This is a genomic window from Mesorhizobium sp. WSM4817, assembly GCF_055811135.1.
This window is the reverse complement of sequence record NZ_JBVVQQ010000030.1, coordinates 1-18,997: the sequence shown is the minus strand read 5'-3', so window position 1 is coordinate 18,997 and position 18,997 is coordinate 1. Positions and strand designations below refer to the sequence as shown.

Annotated in this window: 17 protein-coding genes and 4 pseudogenes; 3 read left to right on the top strand and 18 right to left on the bottom strand. The window is 62.4% G+C overall.

The window, feature by feature from the left end:
• Positions 1-3: 3 nt before the first annotated feature.
• The 4 genes and pseudogenes from AC0L2K_RS29605 to AC0L2K_RS29590 all read right to left on the bottom strand — a co-directional run bounded on the left by AC0L2K_RS29605 (position 4) and on the right by AC0L2K_RS29590 (position 4,317).
• Positions 4-861, bottom strand: coding sequence for a carbohydrate ABC transporter permease (locus AC0L2K_RS29605; RefSeq protein ID WP_023802294.1), 858 nt, complete (start codon positions 859-861; stop codon positions 4-6).
• On the bottom strand, positions 861-1,787 hold the full coding sequence (locus AC0L2K_RS29600; protein ID WP_473533088.1) for a carbohydrate ABC transporter permease: 927 nt from the start codon (positions 1,785-1,787) through the stop codon (positions 861-863). The genes AC0L2K_RS29605 and AC0L2K_RS29600 overlap by 1 nt, the downstream gene beginning before the upstream one ends.
• A 180-nt stretch (positions 1,788-1,967) precedes the next feature.
• Positions 1,968-3,206, bottom strand: a pseudogene (locus tag AC0L2K_RS29595) (ABC transporter substrate-binding protein); the annotation flags it as partial.
• 55 nt (positions 3,207-3,261) lie between these two features.
• Entirely contained in the window at positions 3,262-4,317 is a 1,056-nt protein-coding gene (locus tag AC0L2K_RS29590) for a LacI family DNA-binding transcriptional regulator (RefSeq protein ID WP_128169789.1), read from the bottom strand.
• Positions 4,318-4,871: 554 nt separating this feature from the next.
• On the opposite strand from AC0L2K_RS29590, the pseudogene AC0L2K_RS29585 reads away from it, so the two are divergent.
• Positions 4,872-5,201, top strand: a pseudogene (locus AC0L2K_RS29585) (redoxin domain-containing protein); the annotation flags it as partial.
• 6 nt (positions 5,202-5,207) lie between these two features.
• On the opposite strand, the gene AC0L2K_RS29580 reads toward AC0L2K_RS29585, so the two are convergent.
• The 5 genes and pseudogenes from AC0L2K_RS29580 to AC0L2K_RS29560 form a co-directional block, all read right to left on the bottom strand.
• Positions 5,208-6,212 (bottom strand): inorganic phosphate transporter, encoded by a 1,005-nt coding sequence (locus AC0L2K_RS29580; protein WP_287241873.1) that lies wholly within the window; start codon positions 6,210-6,212, stop codon positions 5,208-5,210.
• A gap of 4 nt (positions 6,213-6,216) precedes the next feature.
• The gene (locus AC0L2K_RS29575; protein ID WP_287326093.1) at positions 6,217-6,861 is read right to left on the bottom strand and encodes a DUF47 domain-containing protein; all 645 of its coding nucleotides are present in this window, start codon (positions 6,859-6,861) and stop codon (positions 6,217-6,219) included.
• A gap of 18 nt (positions 6,862-6,879) precedes the next feature.
• A complete protein-coding gene (locus AC0L2K_RS29570; RefSeq protein ID WP_473533066.1) occupies positions 6,880-7,122 on the bottom strand; it encodes an NUDIX hydrolase in 243 nt (80 codons plus the stop codon).
• A gap of 430 nt (positions 7,123-7,552) precedes the next feature.
• Positions 7,553-7,811: pseudogene (locus tag AC0L2K_RS29565) on the bottom strand (hypothetical protein); the annotation flags it as partial.
• Between the two features lie 14 nt (positions 7,812-7,825).
• Complete coding sequence (locus AC0L2K_RS29560) at positions 7,826-8,725, bottom strand: HNH endonuclease (RefSeq protein ID WP_473533065.1); 900 nt, start codon at positions 8,723-8,725, stop codon at positions 7,826-7,828.
• Between the two features lie 212 nt (positions 8,726-8,937).
• Here AC0L2K_RS29560 and AC0L2K_RS29555 point away from each other — a divergent pair, with 212 nt between their 5' ends.
• The gene (locus AC0L2K_RS29555) at positions 8,938-9,480 is read left to right on the top strand and encodes a dihydrofolate reductase family protein (RefSeq protein ID WP_473533064.1); all 543 of its coding nucleotides are present in this window, start codon (positions 8,938-8,940) and stop codon (positions 9,478-9,480) included.
• A gap of 202 nt (positions 9,481-9,682) precedes the next feature.
• On the opposite strand, the pseudogene AC0L2K_RS29550 reads toward AC0L2K_RS29555, so the two are convergent.
• The 9 genes and pseudogenes from AC0L2K_RS29550 to AC0L2K_RS29510 all read right to left on the bottom strand — a co-directional run.
• Positions 9,683-9,915: pseudogene (locus AC0L2K_RS29550) on the bottom strand (LysR substrate-binding domain-containing protein); the annotation flags it as partial.
• Between the two features lies 1 nt (position 9,916).
• The gene (locus tag AC0L2K_RS29545) at positions 9,917-10,630 is read right to left on the bottom strand and encodes an ABC transporter ATP-binding protein (protein ID WP_027156099.1); all 714 of its coding nucleotides are present in this window, start codon (positions 10,628-10,630) and stop codon (positions 9,917-9,919) included.
• Positions 10,627-11,367, bottom strand: coding sequence for an ABC transporter ATP-binding protein (locus tag AC0L2K_RS29540; protein WP_473533063.1), 741 nt, complete (start codon positions 11,365-11,367; stop codon positions 10,627-10,629). The genes AC0L2K_RS29545 and AC0L2K_RS29540 overlap by 4 nt, the downstream gene beginning before the upstream one ends.
• Positions 11,368-11,369: 2 nt before the next feature.
• Positions 11,370-12,356 (bottom strand): branched-chain amino acid ABC transporter permease, encoded by a 987-nt coding sequence (locus AC0L2K_RS29535; RefSeq protein WP_473533062.1) that lies wholly within the window; start codon positions 12,354-12,356, stop codon positions 11,370-11,372.
• A 13-nt stretch (positions 12,357-12,369) separates the two neighbouring features.
• Positions 12,370-13,242 (bottom strand): branched-chain amino acid ABC transporter permease, encoded by an 873-nt coding sequence (locus AC0L2K_RS29530; RefSeq protein WP_473533061.1) that lies wholly within the window; start codon positions 13,240-13,242, stop codon positions 12,370-12,372.
• Between the two features lie 181 nt (positions 13,243-13,423).
• Positions 13,424-14,695, bottom strand: a complete 1,272-nt coding sequence (locus AC0L2K_RS29525; RefSeq protein ID WP_128188196.1) for an amino acid ABC transporter substrate-binding protein — start codon at positions 14,693-14,695, stop codon at positions 13,424-13,426.
• Between the two features lie 207 nt (positions 14,696-14,902).
• Positions 14,903-15,070: a hypothetical protein gene (locus AC0L2K_RS29520; RefSeq protein WP_473533087.1), complete on the bottom strand. Its 168-nt coding sequence runs from the start codon at positions 15,068-15,070 to the stop codon at positions 14,903-14,905.
• 79 nt (positions 15,071-15,149) lie between these two features.
• A complete protein-coding gene (locus tag AC0L2K_RS29515; protein WP_473533060.1) occupies positions 15,150-16,508 on the bottom strand; it encodes a phosphatase PAP2 family protein in 1,359 nt (452 codons plus the stop codon).
• 433 nt (positions 16,509-16,941) lie between these two features.
• Entirely contained in the window at positions 16,942-17,850 is a 909-nt protein-coding gene (locus AC0L2K_RS29510) for a LysR family transcriptional regulator (protein WP_473533059.1), read from the bottom strand.
• A gap of 154 nt (positions 17,851-18,004) precedes the next feature.
• Here AC0L2K_RS29510 and AC0L2K_RS29505 point away from each other — a divergent pair, with 154 nt between their 5' ends.
• A complete protein-coding gene (locus tag AC0L2K_RS29505; protein ID WP_287256839.1) occupies positions 18,005-18,901 on the top strand; it encodes an MBL fold metallo-hydrolase in 897 nt (298 codons plus the stop codon).
• Positions 18,902-18,997: the final 96 nt, after the last annotated feature.

The window sequence follows — 18,997 nt, the reverse complement described above, 5'->3', positions numbered from 1 at the left end:
TGGTCACTTCACGGCCCCTGCCATGAGGCCGCGGATGTAGAAGCGCTGCAGCAGCAGGAACAGCACCAGGCATGGCACCATCATCACGGTGACCCCGGCCTGCACCGCGCCCCAGTCGATGGCGCCGAAGCGGCCCGACTGCAGCGCCGTCATCATGATCGGCAGCGTGAATTTGGACTGGTCGGTCATCAGCACCAGCGCCGCCAGAAACTCGTTCCAGGCGCCGAGGAACGCGAACAGCGCGATGGTGACGATGCCCGGCCAGACCAGCGGCAGCATCACCCGCAGCAGCATGGTGACATTGTTGGCGCCGTCCATGCGCGCCGCCTCCTCGATCTCGCGCGGCACCGCGTCGAAAGCGTTGCGCATCATGAAGATCGAGAACGGCAGCTGCAGCGTGACATAGACGCAGACCAGCCCGGTCAGCGTGTTGTGCAGGCCGATCTTGGTCAGCACCAGGAAGATCGGCGTCAGGATCGACTGGAACGGGATCATGATCGTCGACAGGATGAGGACGAAGAGCAGGTTCTTCAGCGGAAAGCGGAAGCGCGAAAAACCGTAGCCGGCCAGCACGCTGACGATCACCGACAAAACCACGGTCATGACCGAGACATAGATGCTGTTTTGCGCCGGCAGCCAGAGGCCGTCGCCGAAGGTGTTGAGCGTGGCGTAGTTCTCGACCGAAAAACCCGTCGTCGGCCAGGGCGGCAGCGGCGGCTGGCGCGATTCCTGTGCCGGCTTGAAGGCCGAAAGCACGGTCCAGACGATCGGCGCCAGAAACAGCAATGAGGCGATGATGCCCGTCGCGTGCTCGGCGATCTGCATGCCGATGCGGCGTTTGCGGCTTCGTGCCTGCGCCATCAGTCAACGCCCTCCGGTTGGCGCAGCAACCGCAGCTGGATCAGGCTGAGCGCGACCAAGATGACCAGCAGGACCATCGACAGGGCGGCGCCGTAGCCGAGCTTGAACGACACGAACGACTGGTTGAAAATCCAGTAGACGGCGGTCAGCGTCTGGTTGCGCGGTCCGCCGCGCAGGATGATGTAGAACTGGTCGAAGGCGAGCACCGAGCCGGCAACCGACAGGATCAGCGCCAGCGCCAGCGTGCGGCGCATCAGCGGCAGGGTGATGGCGCGAAACCGCGCCAGCGGCCCTGCCCCGTCGATCATCGCCGCCTCCTGCAGATCCGGCGGGATCGATTGCAGGCCGGTCATCAGGATGATCATGGTAAAACCCGCCACCTTCCAGACGACCATGGCGATGATCGACCAGAACGCCGGCTGGAACGTCGCCAGCAGGTTGACCTTCTTCTCGGTCAGGCCGAGCTCGAAGGCGGCCGGGCTGAAAAGGCCGGAATCGACATTGAGCAGCCACGACCACAGCAGGCTGGCCGAGGCGAAGCCGATGACGGCCGGCATGAAGAAAGACGTCCGGTACAAGCCGGTCAGCGGCCGTGGCCTTTCGATGAACAGTGCCAGCGGAAAGGCGACGACGAAGATCGCGATGGTGACGATCACCGTATAGTAGCCGGTGAATTTGAGCGCGTTCCAGAACCTGGTGTCGCGCAGGATCGCCCAGTAATTGTCGAGGCCAATGAACGAGTGCGCGCCCATCAGCGGCCAGTTGTGCAGCGACATCCACGCCGTCATGCCAAGCGGAATGATGAAGAAGACGACGACCAGCGCGACGGCCGGCGCGACATAGAGCAGGCCGACCCACTGCCGGCGGCCGGCGCCGACCAGTTTGCGGCGGGAGGTTGGGGTGGAGATGGCTGCGATGGATGTCATGCCTGCTCTCTCGTTAGCGCTACGTCCCCCTCCCCCTTGAGGGGAGGGTCCGGCCGAAGGTCGGGGGTGGGGTCGCCTGTGCAGCGCGCCGACGCAAAGAGAACGTCGAGCACTGCCGCGACGCCCCCCCCCCGCCCGGCGGGGCCCCCACCCCGCAAAGGGGGGGGTAGCCCGCGCGTTCTGCTGCGGCGCCGCATCGGGGGTCGCCGGGAAGGGTTGCGGCGCATTGGCGATGGCGCCATTGACGTCCTCGCCGAAGAAGACCTCGTTGACCATCTGGTTCCACGGACCGTTGGCGGAGTTGATCAGGTCGTTGAACACCACCGAATAGGGCGTGCGACCCTTGGCCATCGCCTCGGCGGCGATCTTGTAGCGCGGGTCCAGATCTTTCAGCGCCTCGTTGGCGATGTCGCCGCGCACCGGCAGGCTGCCATATTTCGCCAGGATGGTCTGGCCCTCGAGCGAATAGGCGAAATCGAGGAATTCCTTCACCACCGCAACCTTGGTCGTGCCCTTGGTGACGACGAAATTGTCGCCGCCGGCAAAGGACGACCAGCCACCATCCTTGCCCGGCAGGAAGGTGACGCCGTAGTCGATGTCTGGGTATTGCGTGTTCAGCGCGCCGATGGCGAAGGCGCCGGACGGCGAGATGCCGATATTGCCGGCGGCAAACGCCGCAAAGAAGTTGGAGCCGGTATCGGTCTGCGCGCCGGCCGGCACCAGGTCCTTCTTGACCATCGAGCGGTAAAGATCGATGGCGCCGCGCAACTGCGGGCTGTCGAGCGTCGCCTTCGAGCCGTCCTCGGTGAGGATGTCGCCGCCCGACGCCCAGATCAGCGGCGTGAAGGTGAAGATGTTGCAGCCGCCGCAATTGCCGGAGAAATAGAAGCCTTTGATATCGCCGCCGAGCGCGTTGACCTTTTCGGCATAGGCTTCGATCTCGGCCCAGTTGGTCGGGCCCTTTTCAGGGTCGAGGCCGGCCTGCTTGAACAGTTTCTTGTTCCAGATCAGCACCGAGCTATCGGCGGAGAACGGCAGCCCGTAGATGCGGTCCTTGTAGGTGCCGGTTTTGACGTGCGCCGGCGACAGGCTGTTGAAATAGGGCAGCGATTTCGCCCAGTCGGTGATGTCTTCCAGCTGGCCGGCGGCGGCGAAGGACGGCGTGTAGATCAGATCGAGCGACAGCGCATCGGGTGCTGTGCCGCCGGCGGCGGCAGCGCCATATTTCGGGATGATCTCGGCATTGGGGATGATGTCCAGCTTGATCTGGTTCTCATGTCCCTTGTTGAAGGCATCGACGATGCGCGGCATGAAGTTCGAGCCGTCGGCGCGAACCCAGATGTTGGCGGTCTCGGCGGCGGCGGCCGGAAAGCTCAGGATGCTCGCGGCAATAGCGAGCCCGGCAATCATAGTTCTCATGGTTCTCCTCCTGATGGTTCTGCTTAGGCCGCGCTCCCCGCACGGCGTCTTAATCTCAGCCGTCCGGTGGACGGCCGCATGACTGACGCACCACCAGCCGGCACGGCAGTTTTCGGATGCCCGGCTCGGCGGGTTCGCCGCCGACGAGCGAAAGCAAGGTGAGGCCGGCCTCGCGCCCGAGTGCCGCCAGGTTCATGTCGACGGAGGTCAGCGGCGGGCGGGTTGCCTCGGCGACGATCTGCCAGTTGTCGAAACCGATGACGCCGACATCGCCCGGCACGCCAAGCCCGCGCTCGCGCAGCGCGTCGATGACGCCGCGCGCGATCTGGTCGTTGCCGCAAAACACGGCATCGGGCTTTTCGCCCCCGCGCTTCGACAGCTTACCGTCGAAAAGCGTCTTCACCGCCTCGTGACCCCACGCTTCCGACCACGATCCGAGCAATGGTTCCATGACCGGCAAGCCTTTCTCGGTCAGCACGTCACGATAGGCCTGTGCCCGCGCGTGCACCACCGCAAAACTCGCCGGCCCGCTGACATGGGCGATGCGCCGCCGGCCAAGCCGCCAAAAATGCTCGACCGCCAGGCGCGCACCGCCGGCATCATCAGAGACAAAGGCGATGGCACCGGGATCGGGCTGGGTGAAGGCGTAAATCACGGGAACGCCGAGGTTGGACAAGTCGACCGGCAGGTGGCGATCGATGCGCTTGCCGGTTGCGATGATGCCGTCGACACGCTTGTCGAGCATGGCATCGACATGCAGCTGGCCGAGGCGCTGGTCGTCCTCGACATTGCACAAAAACACCGAGACGCCCTTGTCGACCAGCGCATCCGAAATGCCCGACATGACCGGCAGCGAAAACCGGCCATAGGTATCGTTGGTCAACAGGCCGACGGTAAAGGAGCGCCGGCGCAACAGGCTCTGCGCCAGGCTGTTCGGGCGAAAGCCGAGCCGCTGCGCAGTCTCGCGAATGCGCTCGCGCGTCTCGGCCGTCATCCGCCCCTGCCCGTTGAGAGCCTTCGACGCGGTGGCCACGCTGACGCCGGCGGTGGCGGCCACCTCACGGAGGGTGACCGGGTTTTTGGCAGGCGCTGGCGAGGCGTCGGAAACCATGGTGCGCGGCGAGTTCCTTGGTTGGGAAAAGGTTTTCTCTAATCACCCTGCGAGACGCCGACTGGTGAGGTCAGCAGATGCAAGCTGATTTGGGAAAAGGTTTTCTCAGAGGGAGATTAGGGGAAGGTGGTGGGGATGGCAAGAGGGGATGACAAGCAGGCGACGCGGTTGTTCGTCAATGACCGCCTTGCGCCATTTCCAGACATTCCCGATGCTTTTCGGAGCGGACCTTCGCTTTTCGTCCGAAACCGACCCGTTGACGACCTTGGGCGTTGCAGACTTGAACCTCCAAATCGAGGTCGGGAACCTGACCTTCAGCGCAAGAGCATTCGGGAGTGCGCTCGCATGAGGTCATTCACCACATTTGGAGGCGACCCGCAGATGCTTTTTCGTGTTATGATGGGCTTGCAACGCGAGTAATCTCGACCTCGGCAATATGGCAGAGGTCGAAAACTATTGCCTTGGAACAGGAAGCTTTCGCCCCAGCACTTGATCGCCTCCGAAACGCTGGGTGTGCCGCTTTCCCTGACCGACCCGGGGCGAGGAGATTGTCCATGTCCACGAGTAGTGTTGACCGCCCGCTGCAGCCGGGCGACCGGGCACCGAATGTTGTGCTCAATGCGATCTCACGCGAAGGCAAGATCGCGCTCGATGATTTTCGAGGCCGTAGCCCGTTGTTGATCGGGTTGTTCCGAGGCCTGCACTGTCCGTTCTGCCGGCGCCATGTCGCGGCGATGGCGCAACTCAAGCCGGCCCTGCGTGAGAAAGGCGTCGAATGCCTGGCTGTGGTCAATACGCCGGTCGAGCGGGCGCGGCTCTATTTCCGTTATCACCCGGCACCCGGCAGCAGTCGACCTTCGCGATCGTCAGTCAAACTTCTGGGCTCCGCATTAACTGAAGAGTGCCACGATTCCATAACAGCAAGCAGCAATCAGGGCCGTAGAGGGCATCGTGATGACCCAGGCGATCACGATCGAGCCGGCTATGCCCCAGCGGACGGCAGAGATGCGCCGTGCCGCGCCGACGCCGACGATCGCGCCGGTGATGGTGTGCGTGGTGGAGACCGGGATGCCGAGCCAGGTCGCACCGAACAGCGTGATCGCGCCGCCAGTCTCTGCGCAGAAACCCTGCATCGGATTGAGCCGCGTGATCTTCGAGCCCATCGTGTGCACGATGCGCCAGCCGCCAAACAGCGTGCCTAGCGCCAGCATTGCCTGGCAGGTGATCACCACCCAGAAGGGCACGTAGAACTCGCCCCCGAGCATGCCCTGCGAGTAGAGCAGCACCGCGATGATGCCCATCGTTTTCTGCGCATCATTGCCGCCATGGCCGAGCGAATAGAGCGACGCCGACACGAATTGCAGGGTACGGAATGTATTGTCGACCGCGAACGGCGTCTGGCGCACGAAAATCCAGGAGACGGTGAGTATCAGCACCAGAGCCAGCACGAAGCCGGTGAGCGGCGACAGCACGATGGCCGCGACCGTCTTCAGCAGCCCCGACCAGACGATGGCGACGCTTCCCGCCTTGGCGACAGCCCCGCCGACCAGCCCGCCGATCAGCGCATGCGAGCTCGACGAGGGTATGCCGTAGAGCCAGGTGATGATGTTCCAGGCGATTGCGCCGACGAGCGCCGCGAACACGACCTGCGGCGTCACGATGTCGGCGCTGACGATGCCCCTGCCGATGGTCTCGGCGACGTGGAGACCGAAGAACATGAAGGCTATAAAATTGAAGAAGGCAGCCCAGAAGACCGCATATTGCGGGCGCAGCACACGCGTCGAGACGATGGTGGCGATGGAGTTGGCCGCGTCATGCAGGCCGTTCAGGAAGTCGAAAAACAGCGCAACCCCGATCAGGCCGACCAGAAGCGGAAAGGCGAGTGTCGGGTCCATCCGCTCAGACGTTCTCGATCACGATGCCGCTGATCTCGTTGGCGACGTCCTCGAAGCGGTCGACAACCTTTTCCAGCTGCCCATAGAGCTCGCTGCCGACGATCCACGCCATGGCGTCGGTCCTGCCGTGGCGCTGGAACAGTTCCTTAAGGCCTGCGTCGTGTAGCCCGTCGGCGCGCTCCTCGACCTTGGTGATCTCCTCGGCAAGTGCGCCGAGCCGTGTGACATTGGCGCCGACTTTTTCCAGCAGCGGGATCGCCTCGGCGGTCAGATGCGCGGCCTCGACAATGACGGCGCCCATCTCGCGCATACGCGGCTCGAAGCTCGTTTGCTCGAACAGCCTCACCATCTTGACCACCTTGTGCATCATGTCGATGGCGTCATCCATCGACTGGATCAGGTCCTTGATGTCGCCACGGTCAAAAGGGGTGATGAAGCTCTTGCGCACGGCGAGCAGCACCTCGCGGGTGACCACGTCGGCCTGGTCCTCGAGCTCGACGATCTCACGGCAATGGCGCTCGAAGCCCTCACCGCCATCGAGCAGCTTCTGTAGCGCCTCGGCGCCGGCGACCAGGATGCGGGAATGGCGCTCGAAGAGGTCGAAGAACTTGTCCTCGCGGGGCAACAGCGCACGAAACCAATTGAGCATGTTTTATCCTGTAGCGTTTCAGAAGCGAGCCAGTTCAGGTGCTATAGATTCCAGTAGGGCAGCCAACTTAGGTTCATCGACCAGGAGTGCCGCTTGATCCGGCTTAAGCCAGGCCCGTCTTCGATTCTTCTGCTCCTTCCATTCATCCAGCTCCTGCTGCACGTGAAGCGGGTATACTTCAACGGTTACCGGGCCAAACGTGTCCTTCAATCGCTTCCAATAATGGAAGCTGCCAACAGATTGCTCATGCAAAGTGCCCACTACTCGGCTTCCTCACCCGCCTCTTGAGCTGCAGCCTCGGGGTCTGTTCGACCCTTCATCGGCCACCCCTTGGGCAAGATGAAGCGGCCCGTTTGCCGAGACGTTAGCAGCAAGATTTCAGCGTCTCCGTCTGCAGTGCGGCGATAAGGCAATGCGGCAACCTGTGCGATGGGCTTGCCAAGGCGCGCTCGCTTGCCCAGTTTCTTTTTCTTCAAAGGCCCCACCATCCACTTCGCAAGATATTAGCCCGTATTGTCGGTAGCTGGCTAATTTTTTGTGATGGCCCTAGCTGGGTTCTTGGGCGAGTCCGACGTCGGCTTTGCACGTAACTGTCAGTCTTCAATCAAGCCGGGAAGATCTTCGTTGGTGAATGGTGCTGCTTGCCGTGAATGTCAGCTATCAGGCAGCAAACATCCTCATGAAGGGCAGCTCAGGGTCGAAAGCGACAGTTCCAACTCTCCCCTTCGCGAGGCGCACCCCTGCACCGACCACCTTCCCGCTTTAGCTCGTCCATAATGTCAGCCGTTTTGGCCAGCAAGGCATCGATCTTCATGAAATGGAGCAAGCGGTATTTCGACACCGCCGGGCGGATCAAGATGATCGAGCTGACACTGCCTCACCTTGTTGGCAATGATCGACCGCATCATCAGTTGCGCGGCGCCGAACATCGGGTCGACTGAGGTCGGGTGTCCGGCGACGCGCCTCACTGCTTGAAGCAATGGTCGCGGTGCCATTGCAGGAAATGAGCATGCGGGCGTTCAAACTGTCGGCGAGGCGGAAGCGCGCGACGGGCCTTGTTTATGAATGCCTGCACGCTGTCGAGGTCGTTGACCTGTCGCGAGATCAGAATTTCCAAGTCATCGGATAGGCTGATCAATCCGCGATCGAACATCCAGTGTGCTGTACCAGACAGTGCGATCCCATTGTTGTTGACATCCGGGCCTTTCGCTTCGACCGGTCGAATATGGGCGGCGGAAACTTCGGCCCGGCCGCCGCCATTGATCAACTTCAGTCCCGTGATCGCGCACCGCTCATCATAGGCTCGCAAGACGATGCGACGAAAAATGCGATCCCGCACAATTCGCGATCCGATGTAGCTTACGCGATCACGGCTCTGCTCGAATTCGAATGGCGCCTGCTCATCCTGAAAGCCAGCAGATGTACCGGTCTCATCAACGCGCGGTAGCAACAACTCATTCGTCTCCAGGCCCAAATCGATAATGCGGTTGAAGTCGCTTGGACTGATCGGCCGGACGGCCGATTGGGCGCGACCGGAAATCCGCTCTTGGTCGTTGAGCAAGCCTCGTTCAACGAGACCGTCAGTTCCGTTGAACGGGACAGGATTGACGAAATCGAGATAGGTTCCGGGCTCAATCAGAGCGAGATACATATCAGGCGTCACAGGATCGGGAATGACCTGTTGGACTTTGGCTACCGCGTAATAGCCACGGGTATCGGTTACCTTGCTAGGCTCGTAGTAAATGATCCAGTCACCGACGCATGCTTCGACACGACGTAGATACGGGCGAGGAAACTGGTATTGCTCTGCGGGGCGGTCGTTGTAGATCGAATCTGGGCGGTGAATGAAGACCCCGAATCCCATGAGCTTCCTGCAATGCGTTCTTTGGGAATATCTGCCTCAGATGTAACACCAATCCGATCTTGGGAACTTAGTCCAGGTCGGAGAAGCTTTTCCCCATGGTATCGGTCCTTTGGAGGCGAATAGGGAAAGCCCCTAACAAGCGACCGCGCTATTTTCACGGAACGTGTCGCGAAAGGCCTGTGCGGTCCGTCCTCCGACAGAAGGAGAGCGCCATGCGAAAACTCATAGTCACCGAATTCATCAGCGTCGATGGCATCGCCGAGGTCGAGAGGCTGCCTGGCGTGACCTGGAACGATGAAATGCAAAGGTTCAAGGAGGATGAGCTTGCCGACAGCGGCGCCATGCTTTTGGGGCGCACGACCTATGAGATTTTTGCCGGCTCATGGCCCAAGGAAACCGGAGATTTCGCCGACCGGTTCAACGCGCTGCCGAAATACGTCGCGTCGACGAGCTTGAAGGCGCTCGACTGGAAACCGGCCGAGCTGCTGAAGGGCGCATTGCCGCAAGCGGTCAGGCAACTGAAGCAAGGCAGCGGTCGCAACATCTATGTGCATGGCAGCCTCAGCGTCGCGCAGGAATTGCTGCGCCATAACCTGGTCGACCGCGTCAGGTTGCTCAGCTACCCCGGCGCCGTCGGCCAGGGCAAGCCGCTGTTCCCGTCCGGCGAGCAGGTGCCGCTCGAGCTGATCTCGGCCACGCAATTCAGCAACGGCGTGGTGGCGCTCGAGTATGCGGCTGTGGTTGCGAAGTCGTGATGAGCGAGCGCCGATGTCGGCCAATCTCCCCACTCGTGGGGAATTCGTGGGGGAGATGCCCGGCAGGGCAGAGGGGGCGCGAAAGAACGCAAGCATTTGAGTTTTAGCTGCCGTAACGGCGCAGTTGCGATCTAGGTTGGCGGGACAGCGCCCCCCTCTGGCTTGCCGGCCATCTCCCCCACAAGGGGGGAGATCGGCAGCTTCAGCCTCGGCGCCCCTGCCCGCCTGACTCTACCTTCTGCTCAGCCGCAACAAGCATCTCGACAAATCTCGTCACCTTGGGCGGCCGAAGCGCGCGGCGGGGTAGACCGTATAGATATCTCCGGAGGGCAGCCGCCACTCAGGCAGGATCTGGACGAGCCGCCCGGCGGACAGCTCGTCCCTCACCAGGAAATCCGGCAGCACCGACAGGCCGGCGCCGGCGCGGACGGTCGCATCAGGCGCCGCCCATATAGATGTCCATGATCTGTCGGTCGTTGCGGACATCTCCGGGCGTGCCTTCGAAGCGCTTTTCTCCGGCGGCCAGGATATAGAGCCGGTCGGCGATCGGCATGGCCTCGCGAATATTCTGCTCGACCATGAGAATGCCGATGCCACGCGCGGTCAGCACCTTGATGCGCTCCAGCGTCTCGCTCACCATGGCCGGCGAAAGGCCGGCGGACGGTTCGTCGAGCAGAATGAAACGCGGTTCCGACACCAGCGCGCGCGCCAGCGCCAGCATCGCCTGTTCGCCGCCTGAAAGGGCTCCGGCCGTGGTCTTGCGCCGCCGCGCCAGCGATGGATATTGGTCGACCAGAGCCTCGATGCGCCTGTCCACCAGCTTCCGGTCGGCAATGGCGTAGCCGCCCATGCGCAGATTTTCCATCACCGTCAGCCGTGGAAACACGCCGCCGCCCTGCGGCATCAGCACCAGGCCCTGGCGCACGACTTCATGAACCGGCAAATTGCCGATCGTTTCGCCGCCAAGCCCGATTGTGCCGCCCCATACCGGCAGCGCGCCGGCGATCGCTTTCAGCAAGGTCGACTTGCCGCAGCCATTGGGGCCGAAGATGCAGGTGATCTTGCCGGCTTCCGCGACAAGGGAGACGCCATGGACGATCTCCTGCTTGCCGTAGCCCGCAACGACGCTGTCTGCGACCAACGTGCTCATTGCGGACGCCCTAGATAGGTCTGCATGACTTCGGAATTTTGCACGATGTCCTCGAACGCGCCGCTGGTCACCACCCGCCCTGAATCCATGACGATGATGCGGTCGCAGACATTGCGCACCATTTCCATGTCATGCTCGATGACGAAGAAGCTGGTTCCCTGCTCGCGCAGCCTGGCGATCGCTTCCAGGATGATCTTGCGGATGTTGGGGTGGACGCCGGCCGTCACCTCGTCGAGCAGGATGAGGGACGCCTGGCGCATGATCACGCGGCCGAATTCGAGCAGTTTCTGCTGGCCGCCGGACAAGTCGGACGCGCGGTTGTTGGCGACCGGTTCGAGATGCAACAGCGCCAGCGTCTCGTCCGCCCGCTGGTGCGCGCCATGCCAATGACCCTCAGCGGCCGCGGCCAGAAGGTTCCCACTGACTGTCATGTTCTCGAACAACGCCGGGATCTGAAAGGTGCGCGCGAGGCCGAGGCGGGCTATCGTATAGGCCTTTTTGCCACCGATCTCATGGCCGTCGAACAGGATCTGCCCGCGATCGGGCGTCTCCATGCCGGCCACGAGGTTGAACAGGGTCGATTTGCCCGAGCCGTTGGGGCCGATGAGGCCGGCGATCTCGCCGCGTCCGACCTCCAGGTTGACGCCGGTGGCTGCCTGGATGCCGCCGAAATGCTTGTGCACGTCGCGAACGAAGAGGATGGGCTGGTCGCCTGGCGCGGGCGCTTGCGCCGTCATGCTCACGAGCGTCCTCTCTGGCGGGAGCCGAGCAGGCGTCCGAGCACCGTGTCGAGCACGCTGCCTGATTTCCCGCTTCGCCGCGCAATCAGGCCGACGATGCCGTTGGGCAGGAACAGCACCACCAGGATGATGGCGGCGCCGAGAATGGCGATATAGAAGGCGGTATCGCCATAGTACATCCAGATAAGCCGGTTGACGAAGAACAGCGCGACGCCGCCGATGGCCGGCCCCCACAGGCTGCCGAGCCCGCCGAGCAGGACCATGACGACCATCTGGTCGGTGATGTCGCCGCCGAACACGCTCTTTGGATTGATGAAGGTCACCCAGTAGGCGAAAATACTGCCGAACACGGAGGCGACGACGGCGCTGAGCATGAAGGTCTGCAACTTGACCAGCGAGGTGTTGATGCCCATGGCTTCGGCCGCCGGTTCGTGATCCCGTAAGGCCTTGACCTTCAAGCCGAAGCGGGAGCGCTCGAACAGCGACCAAGTGAGGAAATAGGTCAGGACGGCGGCCGCGAACATGGCGAAGTAGAAGAAGCGCTCGTTGAGGAAGGGAGGCAGGCCGATACCGCCGGTTCCGCCGGTGAAATCGACGACGGTGGCGAACTGCATGAGCACTTCGGCGAAGGCCCAGGTGGCGATGGCGAAATAAGCGCCGCGCAGCCGCAATGTCGGCGCGCCGATGACGACCGCAAACAGGGCTGTGACAATCATGCCGATGGGAATGGTGGCGAGGAACGGCACAGCGAAATCCGCGCCCATCAGGATGGCGGTGGCGTAGGCGCCGATGCCGAAGAAGGCCGAATGGCCGAAATTGATGTAGCCGGCATAGCCGCCTAGCATGTTCCAGGAACAGGCGAGCCCCGCCCACATCAGCGCGCCGGTGGCGATGCGCAGCCAGTAATTGTTGACCAGCACCGGCAGCAACGCCAGCACGACGAGGATGACGACGAGGAGAAGCAGGCCGGCCCAACGATTTTTCATGGTCTGGGCCATCTCACAGTCCGCGCCGCAGGATGCCGCGCGGGGAAACCAACAGTACAAGGAAGAGCGTTGCAAAGATCGCGAGATGCGAGTAGCTGGCTCCGCCATAAGTCGCGACAAAGGCTTCGATGACGCCCAGAAGCAGGGCCGCCACAAGCGCGCCGCCCAGCGAGCCCAGCCCTGCCAGCACGGCGACGAAGAAGGCGAACAGCGTATAGCGCAGGCCGATCTCCGGATTGACCGAATAGATGCCTCCCATCAGAACGCCCGACATCGCCGTGATCCCCGCGTAGAGCCCGTAAACATTGGCGCTGAGACGCCGGATGTTGACCCCCATCAAGGCGGCGTTCTGGCGATTTTCGGCCGTCGCCCGGATCGCCAGCCCGTAGCGCGTGCGAAAGAGAAAGAAAAACAGCCCGCCGGCGATGAGTACCGCGAACGCCGCTGCCGCCACCCGGATCAGGGGCACCGTGACCGGGCCGATCATGATGCTGTGACCGCTAAGCGCCGTCGGCACGCTATGCGTATTGAAACCCCAGACGGTCAGCATTCCGCCGCGCAGCAAGGTGAAGATGCCGAAGGTCAGCGCAAGCGCCATCAGTTCGGGTCGCGCCGTGCGGCTGTTTCGAACATTGTAGATCATCGGCCCCATGAGATAGCCGATCGCGCCGAACAGGACGAAGGCCATCGGCATGGCGAGGAACCCGTCTATGCCGAGAAAGGCCGCCATGTAGTAGGCGAAGTAGCCGCCGAGCACGACCCACGCGCCGACCGCAAAGTCGATGACATGGAGCACTCCGAAGGTCAGTTGGAAGGCAATCGAAAACGTGGCGATGACACCGCCTATCAGCAGGCCGTTGAGCAGGGTTTGAAGAAAAAGATCCAATGGCAAACCTGTCCGTCAGTCCAAAAAGTCCGCAACATGCTTTTGGCGCGAGTGTGAATAGACGCCCGCAGTATAAAGCCCAACCTACATCCTGGCCTTTGGAAGAGCCGGCCGTCATCATGCTGCCCGCTGGCGTAGCAGGCGACGGCGAATAGCGACTCCGCCCGGCCTCAAATCGCGATTATTTCCAGGCCGGCAACGGGTAGATGAACTCGGCCGCGGCCGCTTCCTTCGGGCCGACAGCGACGGTCTTTCCATCCTGGATCTGGATCATGACTGGCACCGGCTGGATGTTGTCGTGATAGTGGTCGCCTTCCTTCTCGAACTTGATCGGTCCGTAGAAAGTCGTGATGTCGGTGTCGGCGATGGCGTCCTTGAGGGCGACGCGGTCCTCGGGGGTGAGCGAAGGCTTCTTGCCCAGTCGCTTGGCGGCGTCGGCGAAGACGAGGCCGCTGGCCGAGCAGGCGGCTTCCGTGTAGTCGGGCTCATGGCCGAACTTTGCCTGGGCCCGCGCGACATAGTCCTGTGCGGTGCCGAACAGGTCGTCCTTGTAGGGCACCGTAGGCAGCCATACGGCGACACCTGAGGTGCCGTTCGCATCGGCGCCGAGCGCTTCGGCGAAGGCCGGATTGGTCACGCCGTAATGCATGATCAAGGCCTTCGGCCGATAATTCAGCGATTTCGACGTCTTGATCACATTTATCAGCGGCTCTTCATGCCCGCCCACCGCGACAATGTCAGGGTTGAGGGCGGCGATCTTAGACATTACGGGGGTGAGATCGCCGGAAGCCGGAACGAGCTCGTAGGCGACGACTTCGAGCCCCGCTTCCTTGGCGCCGCGCTGGAAGCCTTCGCCGGTCTCCTTCGAAAAGGGTTCGTTGACGCCGATCACCGCGATCGTCTTCGCCTTCGGGTTTGACAGCGCCGCCAGCACGCCCAGCGACTGGCCGGATGTCGTGTCGACGGAAGGGATGATGCCGAAATTGAATTCGGGCTTGGCCAACCAGACATTGGGTGACTCGGCCGAGCCCGAAATCATCGGCACCTGATATTTCTGGCAGATCGGCTGAACGGCGATTGTCGAGCCACTGGTGTAGGGGCCGAGCAGGAAATCGACCTCGTTCTGCACGATCAGCCGTTCTGCGGCGTCAGCGCCGGTGGCCGGATTGCTCTGGTCGTCGCCATAGAACATCTCGACCATGAAACGCTCGCCGCCGACCTCGACGCCGCCCTTCTCGTTGGCCGCTTCGGCCCAGAGATCGTAACCGTTCTTGGTCAAATTGCCGCCCGAAATATTCTCGCCCGACAGAGACGTGATGACGCCGGCCTTGAAAGTCGCCGCCTGGGCGCGCGCGGTCCGCACGAACGGCATCGAAATCGTGCCGCTGGCAAGCGCCAGGGCGCTGCCGCCGAGAAATGTGCGTCGAGAAAAGCTTACGTCCTTCTTTGGCATGACGGTCCTCCCGCATTCGTTCCTAAAGTTGCAGGATATGTCCGCACACCGCACAAATCTACTGGAAACGCTCGCTGCAGCTCTCTGAAAATCCATACTTGCAGCGCACCACAGCACTTCGTGCTGGTCGTCTATGTGGCGACCCGCGCGACAGAAGCCATGTTCGGTCCTCCCTTTCCAATGCGGCTGAGCTTTTCGCGCGTCCGGTTATGGATTTCCGTGACCTCCGGCGTCAGAGTGATTGCAAATCGGCCATCCGTACAGCGGCCGAATTTCGATCTTGCTCGGTCCCGGCATGGGACTGGGGCGGCGCTTCACCCACGCGACCGCCTCGTCCAGGTCCTTAAATTCCCAGAGCCAGAAGCCGGCGACCAACTCGCGGGTCTCGGCCAACTGCCGTCTCGACCATTTGCGATAGCACCCATGGCATCAAAAGAGGGCCTCCTTCCTTCCGCTAGTCCGCCCCGTCGGTTTTTGCCCGCTCGATAAATTTCCCCGCGACCGCTTTACCGAGCGCGGCGCCGGCCCGGTTGTCCATTTCATAGTGGATGCCTGCCCAGACGCGGGAATCACCCGCCTCTTTGCCAACCGCGCGGATGAACTCCGCATGGCCGGGAAACAGGTACGCTAGGACCTCGCATCGGGCAGTCGAGAGCGTGGAGTGGTTCGACGGATAACTGGGATGAGCTGGCACCGCGAGCAGGGGAGTGATGCTCGCGTCAAGCATGTTGGGCCGCAGATACCAATAGGCGTACTTCCCGTCGTTGCTTGCAATAAAGGCGTCGTAATAGACCGTTGCGAGCATCGCGTAAGCCCGCGCGGCACGCGGCGGGTTCGTATCCGTCTTGTCCTCGAACATCCACTTGCTGGCATAGTCATACCAGTCGGTGAACAGGCCGGATGGGCTTTGCCAGTAGAACGCTTTGTAGCTGTTAGGGAATTTTCGTTCAAACTGTCGGATTGCATCCATCTCGGCCTTTACGGCCGGGGACTGGCAGTCGGGCGGCGCCGGCGGCCTGAATTCATCGGGTGCCGCCAGCACGATCGGCTTCCAGTTTGGCATGGTTACATTGGCGGGTTTGTTCCCGACCCACATGCACGGCCCGGTCGGAACAGTGCCGCTCCACGCTGCATCGGAGCCATCGGCCTTTGCCCGCGCAATCACCTGCTCTGCGACCCTGCGCCCCAACTCCAGGCCGGCGGAGGAATCGCTTGGGAACTGGACACCGGCAAGGACACGCGACTGTGCCGCTTCTTCGGCCATTGCCTTGAACGACGATGTCTCTTCGGGAAAGAAATAAGAAAGAACGGTCGAGGCAGCTCCGGCGGCTGCGGCATGCTCGGATGGATAGGAGGGACTCCGCGGCGGCGGCAGCGCAGTCGCCAGTGTCGCGTCCGCCTCGCTCGGGCGCGGCCGATTGTAGAAGTACTTCGCGTCCCAGGCAGCAATGGTGGCGTCGTACATCGCCATCGTCAAGTAGGAGTAGACGCGGTGCGCATTTGGAATCTGCTGGTTTTCGAGAAGGCGATTGTTGACCAGATCGATCCATCGGTACCCAGGCGAGCCGGCGTCCCAGAAGGTGATTTTGTCGGCGGCAGCCGGATCCTTTTGCGCCAAGAGTTCCCGCATCTGTGCCAATTCGGCTGCTGCGGCGGAGGCGTCAGGCGGCGGCGGGACTCGGAAGTCCTCGCCAGACGTGATTACCCACGTCTTCCACTTTCCAGCCTCTGGTTCTATTAAATCCGATTGGGCGAAAGCGCAGTTCCCTGAAAAAAGGATTACTGCGCAGGCCTTGCCAAAACCGCTAAGCATGCGAGCCTCCCATAGGTTGCCCCCGCCCAAAGGCGGAGGGTTTTCCGTTTTCACGGCTCTTCCTTTATTTTAGCGAAAACTAATTATACCGCGAGGCGCTGCCGGGTAAAAGGATAAAAGTTAGAGAGCACGTCCGAAGTACACTGTCTTCCTGATTTGCACCCACTTCCTATCCTACCGATCACATTGACTGGCACTTTGACCAAGGCGCAAGTCAGCACCGGGATCGTCTTCGCGAAGTCAGCGTTCAAGCTGCAGTAGGGCAAACTGTGATGGGCTGGGAAATTGCGCGGTTGCGCTATGCAATTCGCTGATAGGTTGGCGGGACAGCGCCCCCCTCTGGCCTGCCGGCCATCTCCCCCTCAAGGGGGGAGATCGGAAGCTTCAGCCTCGGCGCTTCAAGCGTTTCGGTCATCAGCGCCTCGCTCCGACCTTACGGCGCCCGCCCCTCCCCGCTTGCCCCCATCTCCTGCTCAGCCGCAACCAGCATCTCGACAAACCTCGTCACCTTGGGCGGCCGAAAACGTGCGGCGGGGTAGACCGTGTAGATGCCTCCGGAGGGCAGCCGCCATTCGGGCAGGACCTGGACGAGCCGCCCCGCGGCCAGTTCATCCCGCACCAAAAAGTCCGGCAGCACCGACAGGCCGGCGCCGGCGCGGACGGCGGCCAGCACTGCCGGCGTCGCGTCGATGGCGATCGTTGCCTGCATGCGCACGGTTTGCTCGGCGTCGCCGCGCGAAAATTGCCAAAGCAGCGGCTCGCGCAGCGCCAGGTTGGCGACGAAGGGCAGCCCGGCTAGGTCTTGCGGTTCGCCGGCCTGGAAGCGCCCGGCGAACCCGGCGCCGCACACCATGAATTGCCTAAATGTGCCGATGCGTCGTGCCTGCAGGCTGGAATCGGCCAGCCAGCCGACGCGGATCGCCACGTCCATTCCACCGGACGCCAGGTCGATAGTGTCGTCGCCCAGCGTCAGCTCCACCCGGCAGGCGGGAAAGCGCGTGCTGAAGGCGGCGACCACCGGCACCACCGCCGAGGTGCCGTAGTCGTTGGGCGCGGCGATGCGCAGCGTACCGGTCGGTTCGGCAGCGGCCTGCGCGAGCTCGTCGAAGGCATCCTCGGCCCGCTGCAGAACTTGCAGGCAGCGGGCATGGAATGTCCGGCCGGCCTCGGTCGGATGGACGCGCCGCGTCGTGCGGATCAACAGCGTCGTTCCGACATCGCGCTCCAGCCGCGCCACCTGCTGGCTGACGACCGCCTTGGTGATGCCCAGCCGCTCGGCGGCCCGCGTGAACGAGCCGGCATCGACGACCGCGGCGAAATAGGCCAGCCGGTTCAGGTTCATGGCAGGGGCGATCCTAATGTCAGGCAATGGCATACATTACGTCTATTTTGTTGGTCTTCAATACGCATTCGGCTTTTGCCATCTTCCGGACATCGAGGCTGCGCCGGGAGATACGCCCGCCTCGCCCGAATTCCGCATCTCCCAGGAGACATCCATGTTCACACGGAGAGCCATCATGAAAACCACCCTCGCCGCCGGCGCCGCCGCCGTCTTCGCTCCCGCCGGGCTTGGCCATGCGGCCGCAGGACTGTCCTGGAAACATTTTCCGGCCGGCGAAAACGGCTTCTTTCGCGCCCCGGTGCTGATCACCGGCGCCTCCGAGGCGCTGCTGATCGACGGCGGTTTCACCTATTCCGACGGCCGCGCCGTGGCCGAGGCGATCAAGGCGACCGGCAAGACACTCACCACCATCTATGTCAGCCAGTCCGACCCGGACTATTATTTCGGCCTCAAGCCGATCAAGCAGGTTTTTTCGCAGGCACGGGTGATCGCCGCTGCCGAGACGGTGGCCGCCATCAATGGCAGCGTCGACAAGAAAATCGCCGTCTGGGGGCCGCAGCTCAAGGAGAATGGCCCACAGGCGCTCGCCGATGTTGCCATCCCCGAAGTCTTCGACGGCAAGACGCTCACCGTCGATGGCGAGACCATCGAGATCGTCGATGCCGAAGGCCTTGCCAACCGGCGCTATCTCTCGGTGCCGTCGCTGAATGCGGTGTTCGGCGGGGTGATGATTTTTTCGGGCGTGCATGTCTGGATCGCCGACGCGCCGACCAGGGAAGAGCGCGCCGCATGGCTCGCCAATCTCGAAAAGATTGTTGCCGCCAAGCCTGAAATCGTCGTGCCCGGCCACATGACGCCGCAGGGCGCCACCGATCTTTCGGGCGTCGAGCACACCAAAACCTATCTCATCGCCTTCGAGGAAGAACTGGCCAAGGCCAAGGACGCGGCCGCGCTCAAGGGCGCCATGGAAGCCCGCTTCCCCGGCCTCGGCATGGGCGTTGCGCTCGACATCGGCTCCAAGGTCGCCACCGGCGAGATGAAGTGGGGCTGAGAGCGCCAAGCTGGAATGAAGCCGCGCTCCAATAGGGGTTCTTGCGAAGTTGGACCCCCACCCTAACCCTCCCCACAAGGAGGAGGAACGCTGCCG

Excerpts from the sequence above, each read along its gene's own strand:
- AC0L2K_RS29535 (WP_473533062.1), bottom strand. The coding sequence starts at position 12,356 with ATGAAAAATCGTTGGGCCGGCCTGCTTCTCCTCGTCGTCATCCTCGTC.
- AC0L2K_RS29600 (WP_473533088.1), bottom strand. The coding sequence starts at position 1,787 with ATGACATCCATCGCAGCCATCTCCACCCCAACCTCCCGCCGCAAACTG.
- AC0L2K_RS29505 (WP_287256839.1), top strand. The coding sequence starts at position 18,005 with ATGTTCACACGGAGAGCCATCATGAAAACCACCCTCGCCGCCGGCGCC.
- AC0L2K_RS29560 (WP_473533065.1), bottom strand. The coding sequence starts at position 8,725 with ATGGGATTCGGGGTCTTCATTCACCGCCCAGATTCGATCTACAACGAC.
- AC0L2K_RS29590 (WP_128169789.1), bottom strand. The coding sequence starts at position 4,317 with ATGGTTTCCGACGCCTCGCCAGCGCCTGCCAAAAACCCGGTCACCCTC.
- AC0L2K_RS29525 (WP_128188196.1), bottom strand. The coding sequence starts at position 14,695 with ATGCCAAAGAAGGACGTAAGCTTTTCTCGACGCACATTTCTCGGCGGC.
- AC0L2K_RS29540 (WP_473533063.1), bottom strand. The coding sequence starts at position 11,367 with ATGACGGCGCAAGCGCCCGCGCCAGGCGACCAGCCCATCCTCTTCGTT.
- AC0L2K_RS29510 (WP_473533059.1), bottom strand. The coding sequence starts at position 17,850 with ATGAACCTGAACCGGCTGGCCTATTTCGCCGCGGTCGTCGATGCCGGC.
- AC0L2K_RS29580 (WP_287241873.1), bottom strand. The coding sequence starts at position 6,212 with ATGGACCCGACACTCGCCTTTCCGCTTCTGGTCGGCCTGATCGGGGTT.
- AC0L2K_RS29605 (WP_023802294.1), bottom strand. The coding sequence starts at position 861 with ATGGCGCAGGCACGAAGCCGCAAACGCCGCATCGGCATGCAGATCGCC.
- AC0L2K_RS29545 (WP_027156099.1), bottom strand. The coding sequence starts at position 10,630 with ATGAGCACGTTGGTCGCAGACAGCGTCGTTGCGGGCTACGGCAAGCAG.
- AC0L2K_RS29515 (WP_473533060.1), bottom strand. The coding sequence starts at position 16,508 with ATGCTTAGCGGTTTTGGCAAGGCCTGCGCAGTAATCCTTTTTTCAGGG.
- AC0L2K_RS29555 (WP_473533064.1), top strand. The coding sequence starts at position 8,938 with ATGCGAAAACTCATAGTCACCGAATTCATCAGCGTCGATGGCATCGCC.
- AC0L2K_RS29575 (WP_287326093.1), bottom strand. The coding sequence starts at position 6,861 with ATGCTCAATTGGTTTCGTGCGCTGTTGCCCCGCGAGGACAAGTTCTTC.